The sequence below is a fragment of the Mycobacterium sp. genome (assembly GCF_052145595.1).
In the GTDB taxonomy this organism is placed as follows: Bacteria; Actinomycetota; Actinomycetes; order Mycobacteriales; family Mycobacteriaceae; genus Mycobacterium.
In genome coordinates this window covers 1-12,762 of the sequence record NZ_JBKQOI010000143.1, presented here as the reverse complement: position 1 = coordinate 12,762, position 12,762 = coordinate 1, and the positions used below count along the sequence as shown (strand labels likewise).

At 66.1% G+C, this 12,762-nt stretch carries 13 protein-coding genes; 2 read left to right on the top strand and 11 right to left on the bottom strand.

The window, feature by feature from the left end:
* A partial coding sequence (locus ACLP4W_RS13060; protein ID WP_442386546.1) for a beta-ketoacyl synthase N-terminal-like domain-containing protein occupies positions 1-229 on the bottom strand: 229 nt, incomplete at its 3' end.
* 464 nt (positions 230-693) lie between these two features.
* On the opposite strand from ACLP4W_RS13060, the gene ACLP4W_RS13055 reads away from it, so the two are divergent.
* Positions 694-2,310, top strand: coding sequence for a hypothetical protein (locus ACLP4W_RS13055; RefSeq protein WP_442386545.1), 1,617 nt, complete (start codon positions 694-696; stop codon positions 2,308-2,310).
* Between the two features lie 111 nt (positions 2,311-2,421).
* Here ACLP4W_RS13055 and ACLP4W_RS13050 read toward each other — a convergent pair whose 3' ends face one another.
* Genes ACLP4W_RS13050 through ACLP4W_RS13040 form a run of 3 tightly spaced genes read right to left on the bottom strand, consistent with a single transcriptional unit; the run spans position 2,422 to position 4,407 of the window.
* The gene (locus ACLP4W_RS13050) at positions 2,422-3,279 is read right to left on the bottom strand and encodes an acyl-CoA thioesterase II (protein ID WP_442386544.1); all 858 of its coding nucleotides are present in this window, start codon (positions 3,277-3,279) and stop codon (positions 2,422-2,424) included.
* 10 nt (positions 3,280-3,289) lie between these two features.
* Positions 3,290-3,544, bottom strand: a complete 255-nt coding sequence (locus ACLP4W_RS13045; RefSeq protein ID WP_442386543.1) for a hypothetical protein — start codon at positions 3,542-3,544, stop codon at positions 3,290-3,292.
* Between the two features lie 50 nt (positions 3,545-3,594).
* The gene (locus ACLP4W_RS13040; protein ID WP_442386542.1) at positions 3,595-4,407 is read right to left on the bottom strand and encodes a crotonase/enoyl-CoA hydratase family protein; all 813 of its coding nucleotides are present in this window, start codon (positions 4,405-4,407) and stop codon (positions 3,595-3,597) included.
* Positions 4,408-4,870: 463 nt separating this feature from the next.
* On the opposite strand from ACLP4W_RS13040, the gene ACLP4W_RS13035 reads away from it, so the two are divergent.
* Entirely contained in the window at positions 4,871-5,437 is a 567-nt protein-coding gene (locus tag ACLP4W_RS13035; RefSeq protein WP_442386547.1) for a TetR/AcrR family transcriptional regulator, read from the top strand.
* A gap of 102 nt (positions 5,438-5,539) precedes the next feature.
* Here ACLP4W_RS13035 and ACLP4W_RS13030 read toward each other — a convergent pair whose 3' ends face one another.
* From ACLP4W_RS13030 to ACLP4W_RS13000, 7 genes are all read right to left on the bottom strand, one after another.
* A complete protein-coding gene (locus tag ACLP4W_RS13030; protein WP_442386541.1) occupies positions 5,540-5,836 on the bottom strand; it encodes a hypothetical protein in 297 nt (98 codons plus the stop codon).
* Positions 5,833-7,326 carry a class I adenylate-forming enzyme family protein gene (locus ACLP4W_RS13025; protein ID WP_442386540.1) on the bottom strand — a complete coding sequence of 498 codons (1,494 nt, stop codon included), beginning with the start codon at positions 7,324-7,326 and terminating at the stop codon, positions 5,833-5,835. The genes ACLP4W_RS13030 and ACLP4W_RS13025 overlap by 4 nt, the downstream gene beginning before the upstream one ends.
* A 101-nt stretch (positions 7,327-7,427) precedes the next feature.
* Positions 7,428-8,219 carry a crotonase/enoyl-CoA hydratase family protein gene (locus tag ACLP4W_RS13020; RefSeq protein ID WP_442386539.1) on the bottom strand — a complete coding sequence of 264 codons (792 nt, stop codon included), beginning with the start codon at positions 8,217-8,219 and terminating at the stop codon, positions 7,428-7,430.
* A 142-nt stretch (positions 8,220-8,361) separates the two neighbouring features.
* Complete coding sequence (locus tag ACLP4W_RS13015; RefSeq protein ID WP_442386538.1) at positions 8,362-9,771, bottom strand: WS/DGAT/MGAT family O-acyltransferase; 1,410 nt, start codon at positions 9,769-9,771, stop codon at positions 8,362-8,364.
* Positions 9,772-9,813: 42 nt separating this feature from the next.
* Positions 9,814-11,019 carry an alpha/beta hydrolase fold domain-containing protein gene (locus tag ACLP4W_RS13010; protein WP_442386537.1) on the bottom strand — a complete coding sequence of 402 codons (1,206 nt, stop codon included), beginning with the start codon at positions 11,017-11,019 and terminating at the stop codon, positions 9,814-9,816.
* Positions 11,020-11,161: 142 nt separating this feature from the next.
* Positions 11,162-11,680 (bottom strand): hypothetical protein, encoded by a 519-nt coding sequence (locus ACLP4W_RS13005; RefSeq protein ID WP_442386536.1) that lies wholly within the window; start codon positions 11,678-11,680, stop codon positions 11,162-11,164.
* 1 nt (position 11,681) lies between these two features.
* Positions 11,682-12,762: molybdopterin-dependent oxidoreductase (locus ACLP4W_RS13000; protein ID WP_442386535.1), on the bottom strand; the 1,081-nt coding region annotated here is incomplete at its 5' end.

Here is a 12,762-nt window from a genome sequence, read left to right as displayed (position 1 = left end):
CCCAACCCCGATCAACCGGAAACCCCGACACCACATCCCGACCCCCGGCCACCACCCCCCACAACCCCTCCGGCGAACACACCCCACCCGGATAACGACACCCCATCCCCACCACCGCCACCGGAGCGTTTTTCGATGCAACGAGGTCGCGGTTCTGACGGCGCAACTCGGCGTTCTCTTTCGCTGCCAGACGTAGTGCTGCGACAAGCTCATCGGCCGCTACAGACACGTTGTCCCCTCTCCGTGTTAGAGACCTTTACTTTCCTCGTCGTCGCGGTGCTGCGCGGGGCACCACGGTTTGCGGGTCAAGGTAGTTCAGGCGACGACGCGGCCAGGGATGTCGTGGGTCGACTCATATCGTGGCTAATGGGGTTGGCTCGGGCAGATGGTGGCTGCGGCGTGGGCCGCAGCTCACAGAGCAAACGCGTGGTGCACCGGGGTGGATTCCCGGACGATCTCGTGTATGCGAGAGGGTGCGCGATGTAGGGGCGTTTATGCCGGTGGGCAAATCCACACCGACAAATACTAGCCGGGCTTCGCCCCATCCCGACGAGGCATGTTGGCCGGGTTGTTTTCGGGGACTCCGGCCCGGACGGGATGAAGACCCTGGTCGAACTGTGTCGATCGGGTATATGAACCGCATAGCGCGGTTGGTTGGCCTGAACTGGCCGCCCGTCCGAACCGGAGCCTGTCATGACCCTAGCGCGCACCGCCGGCGATGTCTTGTCTGATCACGTGGAGTTCGAGGTCGAATGCATCGACAGGATGTATTGCAACGTGTGGGTGCCGCGGCAGGCCTACGGCGGCGGTGTACAGGGTTTCTTCGTTGGTCACCGCGGCCACCACTACGCTTCCACCGCGTTGATGGATCCGATGACCAAGGCGTTCGTCGCCGGCATCCACGGGTTCGTCACCGCACGCGGGTTGGAGGTGGTCTCGTTCGGCAAGGAACGCAAAGACGACGTGGCCCAGCAATTTTTGGCCCGATTCACCGACCCCGAGGGGGTGCTGTTCGTGGGCCGGGCGCAGGAGAAGGCGCTGGTGTGGCGCACTCAGCGCCGCTACAGCCGCGACGGTTCTTCATACGCGTGGCTGGTGCGGTCCACCGCGTTCGTCAACTACTTCTATTTCTATTGCGTGGATGAGGATTTCGGCCCGTTCTTCATCAAGTTCTGCACCTACTTCCCCTACACCGCCAAGTTGTGCATCAACGGCAACGAGTGGGCCAAGCGTCAAGCCGCCAAGGCTGGGATCGGGTTCACCGCGCTTGACAACGGGTTCGCCGCGGTCGACGACGTCGCGGCGTTGCAGGCGATCTGCGACCGTCTTGGTCCCGCCCAGATCGAGGCGTTGCTGCGCAAGTGGCTGGCCATCCTGCCCAACCCATTTACGGACGAGGATGAGGCTGCCGGCTACCGCTACGAGCTGTCGATCCTGCAGGCCGAATTCTCTCTGACCCAGATGCTGGATGCGCCGGTGTCCGGGCGAATCTTTTTCGAACAGGTCATCCGCGACAACCTCGACATCGGCCGCCCAGACAACGTCGCGTTGATCTTCGACCGCCGCATCGTGCGCACAGGCAAACACAAGACCCCGGGCCGGTTCCGCACCCGGGTGATCACCAACGGTGTCGTCCCGTCGCTGCACGTGGACTACAAAAACGCCAAGATCAAGCAGTACCACAAACAAGGGAGAGCGCTGCGCACCGAAACCACCATCAACGACCCCCGCGACTTCGGTGTCACCAAACGGCTGACCAGCCTGCCCAACCTGCGGCAGCTCGGCTTTTCCGCCAACCGGCGCCTGCTCGGCGTCCAAACCATCAGCCACGACCCGATCCGCGGCGCGAAGGCCTTCACCGACCTGACCGCACCCCTCGTCACCGACTCCGGCACCCGCATCGCGGGATTACGCTTCGGCGACAACCGAGTTCACGCCCTGCTGCAGGCACTGCTCATCCACCGGCTACTGCCTCACGGATTCACCAACCGTGAGCTGCGCCCCCTCACCGCGCCCCTCCTCGGCAAACGATTCGAGGACATCACCGCCGGCCAAATGACATACGACTTGCGGCGCCTGCGCGCCCACGGACTCATCGAACGCATCCCCCGCAGCCGCCGCTACCGCGTCACCGACACCGGGCTACAGCACGCGCTGCTGTTCACCCACGCCCACCAGCACCTCCTGCGCACTGGCCTCGCCCAAACCAGCGACCCCAGCCCACCCCGCCCATCCGCGTTTCGTCGAGCAGCACGCGCCTACCAAGCCGCCTTCGACGACCTCACCCACCAAGCCGGACTCGCCGCCTGAACCAACCCGACCCGAACGCTCAACTTGACTCAAGATTCACGGCTGCGCCGCTTAAGCTCTGCTAATTCGGGGGCGCACTTTGGCAACTTCGACAGGAGGTTATCCGCGAGATCAGGCGGGCAAATGTATGACGATGCCTTCCTGGGCCGCCGTTGCTATCAATTGGCCATCACGGTCGAAAAAGTTGCCGATGCCTAGCCCACGGGAGTCGGCTGCCGCCGGAGACGAGGTCGCATACAGCACCCAATCATCGAAGCGGACCTGGCGGTGAAACCAGATCGAGTGGTTGACCGACGCGGCGAAGACGTGGTCGTAGCCCCACGACAACCCGTGCGTTGTGATGATCGAATCCAGGGGCGCGGCGTCCGACGAGTACAGCAACGCGGCGGTGTGCAACAGCGGGTCGTCGGGCATCTCGCCGCCGGCGCGCAGCCACACCCGGTTGTGGGCGAGCCGCTCCCCTTTGTTGCGCATCACCCAGGGTGGGTCGTTAGCATAACGCACTTCGATCGGCCGCAACGCATTTACGACGTCGGGAACGACATGTTCGTAGCCGCGCAGCAACTCGTCGACCGACGGCAATGTGTGCGGATCTGGCACCTTCGGCGGCGTTACGCCGTGCTCAAGACCCCGGCCGCCGGACATATAGGAAATCATCGCGGAGGCCAGCAATGTTCCGTCCTGCATCGCATCGACCCGCTGATTGGCGAAGCGGCGCTCGTCACGCAGCCGGACCACCCGGTACTGGATATCTTTCGTCGGGTCGCCGCCGGCGATGAAATGGACTTGGAGCGCAGCCGGCGGCACCTTGTGTGTCAGAACCAGACTGCCGGCGATCAGCGCCTGCGCCATCAGCTGGCCACCGTACGTGCGGGCCGGGTTCTTGGTCGGGTGCGATCCGAGGAACGTGAGCTCATCGACGCGCTCGAGATCCAGGATCGCCAGCAACTGCTCGAAGTCACTGGCCAACGCTGCCCTCCTAGGTCTTATCGGATCCGGTGCACATGAATCCTATTGGTGGAGCACCGTAGACGTGCATGGACGATCGCCGCTTTCCGGGCCGGTCTGCTCGCCCGTAGAAGATGCCGTGTGCGACGGCGTTGATGTTCGCGGACACGTGCCGCATGTCCTGGTACCGCGTCCGCGTTGCGACGAAATAGTGGACGCGGTAAGCACTTTCACATAAGCGCTGCCGCCGGTATTTGCCGAAATCGACGACAAGATACGGAATCACCTGGTACACCTTCGATCCGGGATGCCCGTTCAGTGGCTACAAGAAGCCGGCTAACGTCCCGTGAAGCGCGCCTGACGTCGCTCGATGAATGACTGCACGCCCTCGGCGGCGTCCTCGCTGGCGAACAGCTCGGCGACGGCGGGGCGCAGTCGCTCGATGGCGGCCGCCTCACCCTCTGCGCGTGCCAGGTGCGCGGACGCCAGGGTGGCCCGCACACCCAGCGGTGCAGCGCGGTCGGCGATGGTGTGCGCGATCTCGCGGCCCCGGGCCAAGGCAGCCGCGGCCTCGTCGGCCACCTCCTGGACCAGCCCGATGCGGTGCGCCTCGGCGGTGTCGAACTCGTCGCCGGTGAGCAGCCAGCGCATGGCATTGCCCCACCCGGCCTCGCGGGGAAGCCGGATGGTCGCGCCGCCGAAGGGGTAGATGCCACGCTGGACTTCGAGTTGCGTGAACCGTGTCCCGGTTGCCGCGATGCGAATGTCGGCGGCCAGCAGCAATTCGATGCCTAACGTCATGCACCAGCCGTGCGCGACGGCGACCAGCGGCGTGGCCCACGCACCGTCCAGCCGCCACGGGTCCCGGCCATCATCCGGGAACTCCAACTCCCCGGCCGCGACGGAGGGGCCGACATCGACGAGGTCCAGACCGGCGGTGAAGTGGTCGCCGTGCGCGAACAGCACCCCGGCATGCAGCGAGTCGTCCGACTCCAGCAGCCCGTAGGCGCGGGACAAGTCGGCCAGCATCGCCCGGTCGAATGCGTTGCGTTTATGGGGCCGGTTCAGGCCGATCAGCAGGACGTGCCCATCCCGCTCAAGGGACACGGTGTCCAGAGTCGGTAGAGCCGTGGGGGAAGTGCCAGCCATCGGCACAGTGAACCTCAGATCCAGCTATTATGCAATACTGCATAATAACCGGGTACTCATATAGTCCCTCAGCCACAATAGTGGCTATGCGGGTCACACTATTTACAGCGGTCTGGGCCGTGCCCCCCGAAACAACTTGCTTAGTGTACCGATGTTTTATATGCTTCCTCGCATAATCATGAGCCGCCGGCCCCGGCGCATGAGTGCAGCACATTGGCCGGGAGAAAATCATGTGGATCATCGAGCTCAACGTCGCCGGTTACCACTTCACGCGCGAGATGCCCGACTTTAAGCGCCGGCCATCCCGGTTCAGCCCACGTCATCTGCATTGGCCGGTAATGCGGCACTCGCAGGCTGCATGACGCGGGCCAAAGCAGGCGCGAAAGTGCCGACTGCCACCGACACCCCGGACGCAACAAAGCCGGACCCCGCTCCGACGAAGCGCTGCGATACCCGGAAAAAGATGCTGGTCAGCGCGGCCGAGGTGATGCGCGAGCGCGGAGCGGCCGGTGTGACCATCGATGAGGTGCTCGCCCGCAGCGGCGCGCCACGCGGCTCGGTCTACTACCACTTCCCCGACGGGCGCAATCAGATTCTGGCCGAGGCGCTGCACTACTCCGGCGATTCCATCACCGCGATGATCGACGACGCCGCCGGCTGGGGCGCCAGGGCCCTGCTGCGCGAGTTCGTCGAGTTCTGGCAACGCTTGCTAACTGACGCCGACTTCACCGCGGGCTGCCCCGTGGTGGCAGCAGCGATCGGCTCGAACGACGACGATCCCAAGCTGTCAGCCGAGGCCGGCGTCATCTTGGGCCGCTGGTGTACCGCATTGACTGGGGCATTCGTCAACGACGGCTTTGCCGACGACGATGCCGCGTCCCTGGCGGTGATGGCGATCGCCGCACTGGAAGGTGCCATCGTCCTGTCCCGCTCGAGTCGCTGCGTCCGACCGTTGAGCCAGGTTGGCGAGCAGCTCGAATTCTTAATCAAGGCAAGAGAATTCGTTCGTCGTAACGGACTGTCCGACTAGCGTGACGGCCAGCGCCCCGACGGGCGGCAAGGCCGGCGGCAGCGGCGGACTGGTGTTCGGGGCCGACTGGGCCGATGGGCAGCACGGGCCCTGACCCGACCGTCAGTCGCTGGCCGGCAGCGGCTTGACCTCTTTGAGCTGCAGCGCGGTCTGGCCCACGCTCAGGCTCCCGGCGCCCGGCTTGGTCACCAGCACCTCGGCCCCGGTTTCGTCGACGTAGCGCTTGCCCATCACGGTGCCGTCGGCGAACGCCGGGTCGAGTTCGCCGGACCGTTCGGCGCCTATCGCCACCATCGGCACACCGCCGCAGCGCAGGTCGTCGAGGCTGTCGGCGTTCCTGACGACGATGACCTGGGTGTCACACACCTGGCTGGCGAGGCGGGTTCCGTTCTTGATCATGCGTGTAGTCCTTTTAGCGTCTCGATGATTTCCCGGCGAAGTACCTTGCCGGTGGGAGTCGTTGGCAGCTCGTCGCGAAACACTACCCGGTCGGGGGTACGCGACCCGCGCAAGCTCTTGCGGACATGTTCGCGCAGTTCCTCGGGATCGGGATCGATACCCACAGCCGGCACCACCACGGCGACAATCGCCTGGCCCCACTCCGGATCCTCGACTCCGACCACCGCGACGTCGCGCACATGGGAGTGCTCGATCAGCACCTCCTCCAGCTCGGCGGGCGCGATGTTCTCACCACCGCGGATGATGGTGTCGTCGCTGCGTCCGCCGATGAACAGGTAGCCCTCTTCATCGAGCATCGCGATGTCTTTGGTTGGGAACCAACCATTTTCGTCGAGCACCGAGCCAATCCCGGTATAGCGGCCGGAAACCTGCTCGCCGCGCACGAAGAGCTCGCCGGTCTCACCCGGGCCGACCACGTTGCCGTCCTCATCACGGATCTGCAACTCGATGCCAGGCACCGGCTGTCCGACCGATCCCAGCCGCTTGGCGATGGCGGCATCCGAGGCGGAGTGCGCCGCCCGGTGGTCGTCGGGGGTGAGCACCGCGATCGTCGAGCTGGTCTCGGTCAGGCCGTAGGCGTTGACGAAGCCCACCCCGGGCAACAGTTCCAGCGCACGGCGGACCAGCGGCAGGCCGACCTTTGATCCGCCGTAGGCAAGATTGCGAAGCGACGGGAGCTCATGTCCGTTCATCTCCAGCACGGTGACAATGCGGTCCAGCATGGTGGGCACCACCGTTGCGGTGGTGACCTGCTCGGCGTTGACCAGCCGGACCCATTCCTCGGGGTCGAAGTTGGGCAGGTAGACCATCTTGCGGCCCGCGTACAGGTTCGACAGCGCCGCGCCGACCCCGGCGATGTGATAGGGCGGCACGCAAATCAGCGCGGCGTCGGTGGGTGCGGCCGAGTCGAACTCCACCGTCCCGGTGACATAGCTGGTCAGGTTGTTGTGCGAGAGTTCGACGGCCTTGGGGTGCGACGTGGTCCCCGAGGTGAACAGCACGATCGCGACCGAGTCCGGGTCGGGGAATTCCGCTGCCGGCTCGCAGGTTTGGGCGGCCGCCAGGAATTCGTCCGAGCCCATCACCCGATCCGAGGCATCCCCGATCATGTCGCGGTAGCGGCTGTCGACGATCACCAGGGGTTCGGGCAGCCGCTTGATCAGCGCCTGGATGCCGTCGGCGGACAGCCGGTAATTGATCGGGGTGAAGGCCAGCCCGGCGCGGGCAGCGGCGAATATCAGCACCGGCAGCATCGCGCCGCCGGTGCCCACGTAGGCCACGTGCCTGGCGTCCGATCCCACGATCACGCCCGCGCCGCCGTCGGCGAGATCGCTGAGCAGCTGCGTCGTGAGCCGCATGTCTCCCGAAACGACGGCGGTGCGATCGGGGTTGCTCGACGCAGCCATCTCGAGAAGCAACGAAATGCTCATCCTCGATCCTTCTGGAACCCCACCCTTTACAAATCTAGGCCATAGTGTAAGTCATCTAAGTATCGCTGCCGGCCGCCAGGGTCGGGGATCCACCCCGCCGGTTAGGTTCCAGTCCAGCGCGGCGGGCGCTTCTCGGCGAACGCGATCGCGCCCTCCTTGGCGTCGTTGGACGTAAACACCGGAGCCAGGATCTTGTTCTGCTCGGCGAACATGATGTCAGGGCTCCAGCCACGGGACTCGACGATGATCCGCTTGGTGGCGGCCACCGCGAGCGGCCCGTTGGCGGCGATCTTCTCGGCCAGCGCGATCGCGGCGTCCAGCGCCGTCCCCGGCTCGGCCAGCACGTTGACCATCCCCAGCGCATGCGCGCGCTCCGCGCTCAGGTTTTCACCGGTCAATGCCAGTTCCATGGCGATGGCCGACGGGATGCGTTGCGGCATCCGCAGCAATCCCCCACCGCCGGCCACCAGGCCACGCTTGACCTCGGGAATGCCGAACGCCGAGTCCCTCGACGCCACGATCAGGTCGGTGGCCAGCGCCAGCTCGGTGCCGCCGGCCAGGGCGTATCCCTCCACCGCGGCGATGAGCGGCTTGTCCGGCGGACGTTCGGTGAACCCCATGCCGCGGCCCTCGACGATGGGCAATTCGCCCCGCGCAAACGCCTTGAGATCCATGCCCGCGCAGAAGGAGCCGCCCGCGCCGGTGAGGATGCCCACCGACAGACCGGGGTCGCCATCGAGCCGATCGACGGCGGCCGCCAGACCGTTGGCCACCGCGGCGTTGACCGCGTTCTTGGCCTTCGGCCGGTTGATCGTGATGATCAGGATCCGATCCCGTTGTTCGACCAGGACTTCGGGTTCGGAGTTGCTGGCGTCTTCGTTCCCAGTGCTCACGGTGCTGCGCAGCTCCTTCGAATGTCGGTGCCGAGAAATTTGGCTGTTATCCGACCCGATGGTAACGGCAGGCGAGAACGGCACTGGCGTCCCCCGAGATTCCGGTTACCGGGACATGGCGTCGCTGCCCAAGCCGGGTTCGTCAGGCCGGCGCCATCGCGCTCTCGACGACCGTCAGCTTTTCGGAAAGCCCTGCGGCCCTTCGTATTTCGATGAAGTCGGCGACCATGAGCTCGGTCACCTCATGCGGGTCCTTGACGGTGGCGCCGTCGGACAGCACCGAGATGTTGAGCTGATCGACATAACTCCACACGGTGATGTTGAGCCCGCTGCCGGCGGTCAACGGCCCCACCGAATAGATCTCGGTGACCAGTGCGCCGCCCACCCGGCCGTGCTGGCGGGGACCGGGAACGTTCGAGATGTTCAGGTTCAGGATCTTGTTGTGTCCGTCTCGGCTGGACGCCCACCGGAAAAACGCTTCCGTACCCGCGGGCGGCATGTAGGCCGCCCATCGGCTGACCAGCTCCGGCCCCATCAGCTGGTGGCCCTCCTTGGCCGAGATGGCGTTCTCATGGCAGGTTCGTACCCGCGCCAGCGGATCATCGAGGTCGACGGGCAGCGCTACCAGCATTCCGGTGAAGCGGTTGCCGGAGATTCGCTCCGGCGAGAAGTCGAAACTCACCGGTACCGACGCCAGCAGGGGATCGGCCTCGCCGTCGTACCGCAACAGCAACCTACGCAGGGCGCCGGTCGACATGGCAAGGACCATGTCGTTGATCGTCGCCCCCAGCCGCTTGCCGGTCTCTTTGACGTCGGCCAGCGCCAGCGTGGCGGTCGCGAACCTGCGCTCCGGGGTGATCATGTGGTTCATAAAGGTCGGCGGCGGCTCGAACGGCCGGGTCAGTTCCGGTGAGAGCCTGCGCGAGCTGCGCCGCACCCGGCCCAGCCCCTGCGCGGTGTAGCGGATCGTCCGCGGGAGCCGCCCCAGGTGGCGCATGTGATCGGCGAATGCCGAACTCATCAGCTGCCGCGTGGTCGGTGCCGGGTCGGACACATACGGGCCGCCCTCCGGCCCGGGCTGTAGGTCCATGCCACGGGCCATCAGGTTCGCCGAGGCGACGCCATCGGCGAGCGCGTGGTGGATCTTGCCGACCACCGCGATCCGGTTGTTGGCCAGGCCCTCGACGAAATACATCTCCCACAGCGGATGTTCGCGGTCCAGCGGGGTGCTGGCCAGCTGCCCGACCGCCTCGTCCAACTCGCGACGGCCGCCGGGCGCGGGCAGCCGCCAGGGGCGGATGTGGTAGTTGAGGTCAATCTCGCAGTGCTCGCGCCACATCGGATGGTGGAACTTGAACGGGACCTCGATGAGCTGATAGCAGAACGGCTCGAGCTTGTTCAGCCGGCCGCCGATGACGTGCCGAAAAGCGTCGACATCGAAGTCACGCCTGTCCTCGGCCAGTTCGATCACGGCGACTTTTACCGTGTGCATGTGCACGTTCGGCGTCTCGCTGTACAGCAGTACCGCGTCCCAGCCGCTCAGCCGTTTCACCGCTGCCCCTTGCCCATAGCGCGACCTTACAAGTGGCGGGGCTCAGATAACCTCTTTCGCCCCGATCTGTGCCTTGGTGCGGTAGACCTGGTTGAGGAACAGCGACGTGGCATGGGCCATGACTCCGGCCCGCTCGCCGTCGATGAGGTCGAAGCCGTGGCCGGCCCCGGGCAACTCCAGGTAGCCGACCATCGAATGCGAGACCGCCCGCAACCGCTCAACGAAGCTATGAGCCTGCTCGACCGGGATGACGCTGTCTTTGCTGCCGTGAATCACCAAGAACGGCGGCGCATTCCGATGCACGCGGGCGACTGGCGACGCGTCGCGGAACACCTCGGGATGGCGGGCGATCTTCCGTTTGACCACCACCTGCTCCAGGAAGTCGACGAACCGGTCGCGCTCCGGCGTGGAACGGTCCTCCCAGTCGTAGCGGCCGTAGATCCCGACCACCGCATCCACCGAACTGTCGGCGCCCTCGGGCAGCTCCTCCCGGTGCGCAGCGTCATCGGGGGTCAGCCCGGCCAGCGCGGACAGGTGCGCGCCGGCCGAACAGCCCGCCACCGCAACGAAATTGCGATCGCCGCCGAACCTGTCGACGTTGGCCCGGGCCCATGAGATGGCCGTCTTGACGTCGGTGATGTGGCGCGGCCAGCGGTGATGCGGTGCGACCCGGTAGTCGATCGCCAGGCACACCCAGCCCTGCTCGGCCAGCCGTGACATCAGCGCGGACCCCTGCCCCATCGATCTGCCGTGCACCCAGGCGCCGCCGGGCACGAAGATCAGCACCGGCGCGGGTTGCGCGGGCAGATCCTTGCGGCGCCAGACGTCGAGCGCCTGCGCGGGGCTGTTGCCGTAGTGGACTCCACGGCGGTAAAGGTACCGACGCTGGCGCATCGCATCCCAAATCGGCGGTATCCGTTCCGCGGTGGGCCATTCGAGGTCGAGGTCCGCGGACGAGACGACACCTCGCAAGGCCGCGGCGGAGACGTCACGGGTGTTTTCCCGATCCCGGCGCCGCGTGTCGTTGATGCCGGGAGTCAGCCAGTCCTTCGTCATCGCGGATAGGGCCGACGGTGCGTGCCGGACGCCCCAGACGCCCATCGCGGTCACCCCGGCCAGCGGCTCCAGATGCTTGCCCACCACCGGTAGCGAAGCCCCGGCAACGCTCAAGGCCACCGCATAGTCGGCGGGACCGGCCCGCAGTAACCATTTCATGCAAGAAGTCATGCCCGGTCCCCTCGCCAACATGTGCGGAGCGTACCCCCGCACCGGTCGCCGAAACTGACGATTGCGTTAACGCCCGTCTCTGGGGCCGATACTTCTGGCTGACTATTGTCGACAAAGCCCCGGCAGGTGTTTGCTGTCAGCGGCGCTTACCCTGCCGTGCGGACTACTCCTGTTTGCCCGGAGGTTGGTCCGCGGTTCGCCGGCGCGCGACGGCGAGTCGCGTGGCGTAGCCGACGGCGCTCACCGCGAACATCGCCGCGGTGAGCAGCAGCCACCTGCCCAAGAACGGCTGCTGGGTTTGTCCGGTGGCCGCCTGGTAGGTCGGGGCGCCCTGTTGGATGATGCCCGGCAGGAACACCAGCAGCGTCAGTCCGGCGCCCAGGGCGGGCACCCGAATATGGTTGCGGACGCTTACTTTTGGATGACCTGAGCGCCGACCCACCCGCGCGGACAGCGCCCGGTCGGCCAGCGCGTAGAGCGGGAAGAGCAGCAGGTCGTGGGCGATGACCGCGGCGGCCAACCAGACCGCAATCGACTGCCACCAGGTACCGGGATTCCACAGCGTTGCCGGCTTGAAGGTGGCGACGGCGTAGCCGAACAGGCCGAAACCGGACAGCATCGTCAGCAGATGCAACGGGCAGGATCCATAGATCGCGCTGAAACGGGTTGAAATTCTTGACATCTCAACTCGGCTCGAACTCAATGGAAGCCACCCATTTGGTGTTGTGCACGCCGGGCAGTGCCGGAACGATGATCCGGGCCGGATAGCCGTGATCCAAAGACAGGTCGGCGCCGTTGACCCGCAGCGCCAGCAGCGCGTCGGGATCGCGAATCTGGTTGGCCTGCAACGTCGCCGCACCGAATGCGCCGCCGCGTTGCAGCGATGTCACTCGGGCCGCACGTGGCGCGGGCACGCCCGCGACCCGGGCCAAGTCGGCCAGCCGTACCCCGCTCCAGGTCTGCACGGTCGACCACCCTTCGACGCAGGCGATCGGCAGCCGCGCGGTCCGTTGCGGCATGCCGGCCAGCATGGCACGGTCCAGCACCACGTCCGAGTGCCCGCCGTGCAGGGTCAACTGCCAACTCCCGCTTGCGCTTTCGGGCGTGATCCCCGCGGCGGCGGCGGTCTTGTTGACCGGGAAATCGCCGCGCCCTCGCCCGCGGGGCAGCAGCAGGGCGGCGCCGCGGGCGGCACCGCCGAGGGTCTGGCCCACGGTCAGCGCGCCGATGAGCAGCACGCCGGAGCCGACCAGCGCCAGGGCGCCGCGGCGGCTCATCGTCGGATCGGCCGGATCGGCGGCCACCAGCCCGTCGGAATCGGGTGGTTGCGGACGGGTGTCGACGGTCTTGGTGCGCAATACCTCTTGCAGCGACAGCGACCGCAGCCCGGTGACCATGCGCGGGATCTTGACCGCGATATGCATCAGGAAACCGGCGATGAACACCCAAGCCCCGAAATAGTGTCCGGTGTAGAAGCTGAACCCGAAGACGTAGTCGTACTGGATGTTCAGCACTCCGGTGACGATTTCGAAGAGCACCCCTCCGACCAGCATCAGCAGCGACAATCGCTCCAGCACCTGGGCGATCGAGCGGGCCGGCGGCCACACGAACAGCCGTGGGATCACCGACCACAGCTTGGCCAGCACGACGGGGATGAGCACCAGCCCCAGCCCCACGTGCAGGCCCTGGGTCAGCCGGTAGAGCCACGACGGCCGGGTCGGCCACGCGAAGGTGGGCAGTCGCAGCCAACCGACGTCGGCGGGG

Bases quoted from the DNA above. Each gene is read 5' to 3' on its own strand.
- ACLP4W_RS13055 (WP_442386545.1), top strand. From the start codon at position 694: ATGACCCTAGCGCGCACCGCCGGCGATGTCTTGTCTGATCACGTGGAG.
- ACLP4W_RS13040 (WP_442386542.1), bottom strand. From the start codon at position 4,407: ATGGCTGGCACTTCCCCCACGGCTCTACCGACTCTGGACACCGTGTCC.
- ACLP4W_RS13035 (WP_442386547.1), top strand. From the start codon at position 4,871: ATGCTGGTCAGCGCGGCCGAGGTGATGCGCGAGCGCGGAGCGGCCGGT.
- ACLP4W_RS13030 (WP_442386541.1), bottom strand. From the start codon at position 5,836: ATGATCAAGAACGGAACCCGCCTCGCCAGCCAGGTGTGTGACACCCAG.
- ACLP4W_RS13025 (WP_442386540.1), bottom strand. From the start codon at position 7,326: ATGAGCATTTCGTTGCTTCTCGAGATGGCTGCGTCGAGCAACCCCGAT.
- ACLP4W_RS13010 (WP_442386537.1), bottom strand. From the start codon at position 11,019: ATGTTGGCGAGGGGACCGGGCATGACTTCTTGCATGAAATGGTTACTG.
- ACLP4W_RS13005 (WP_442386536.1), bottom strand. From the start codon at position 11,680: ATGTCAAGAATTTCAACCCGTTTCAGCGCGATCTATGGATCCTGCCCG.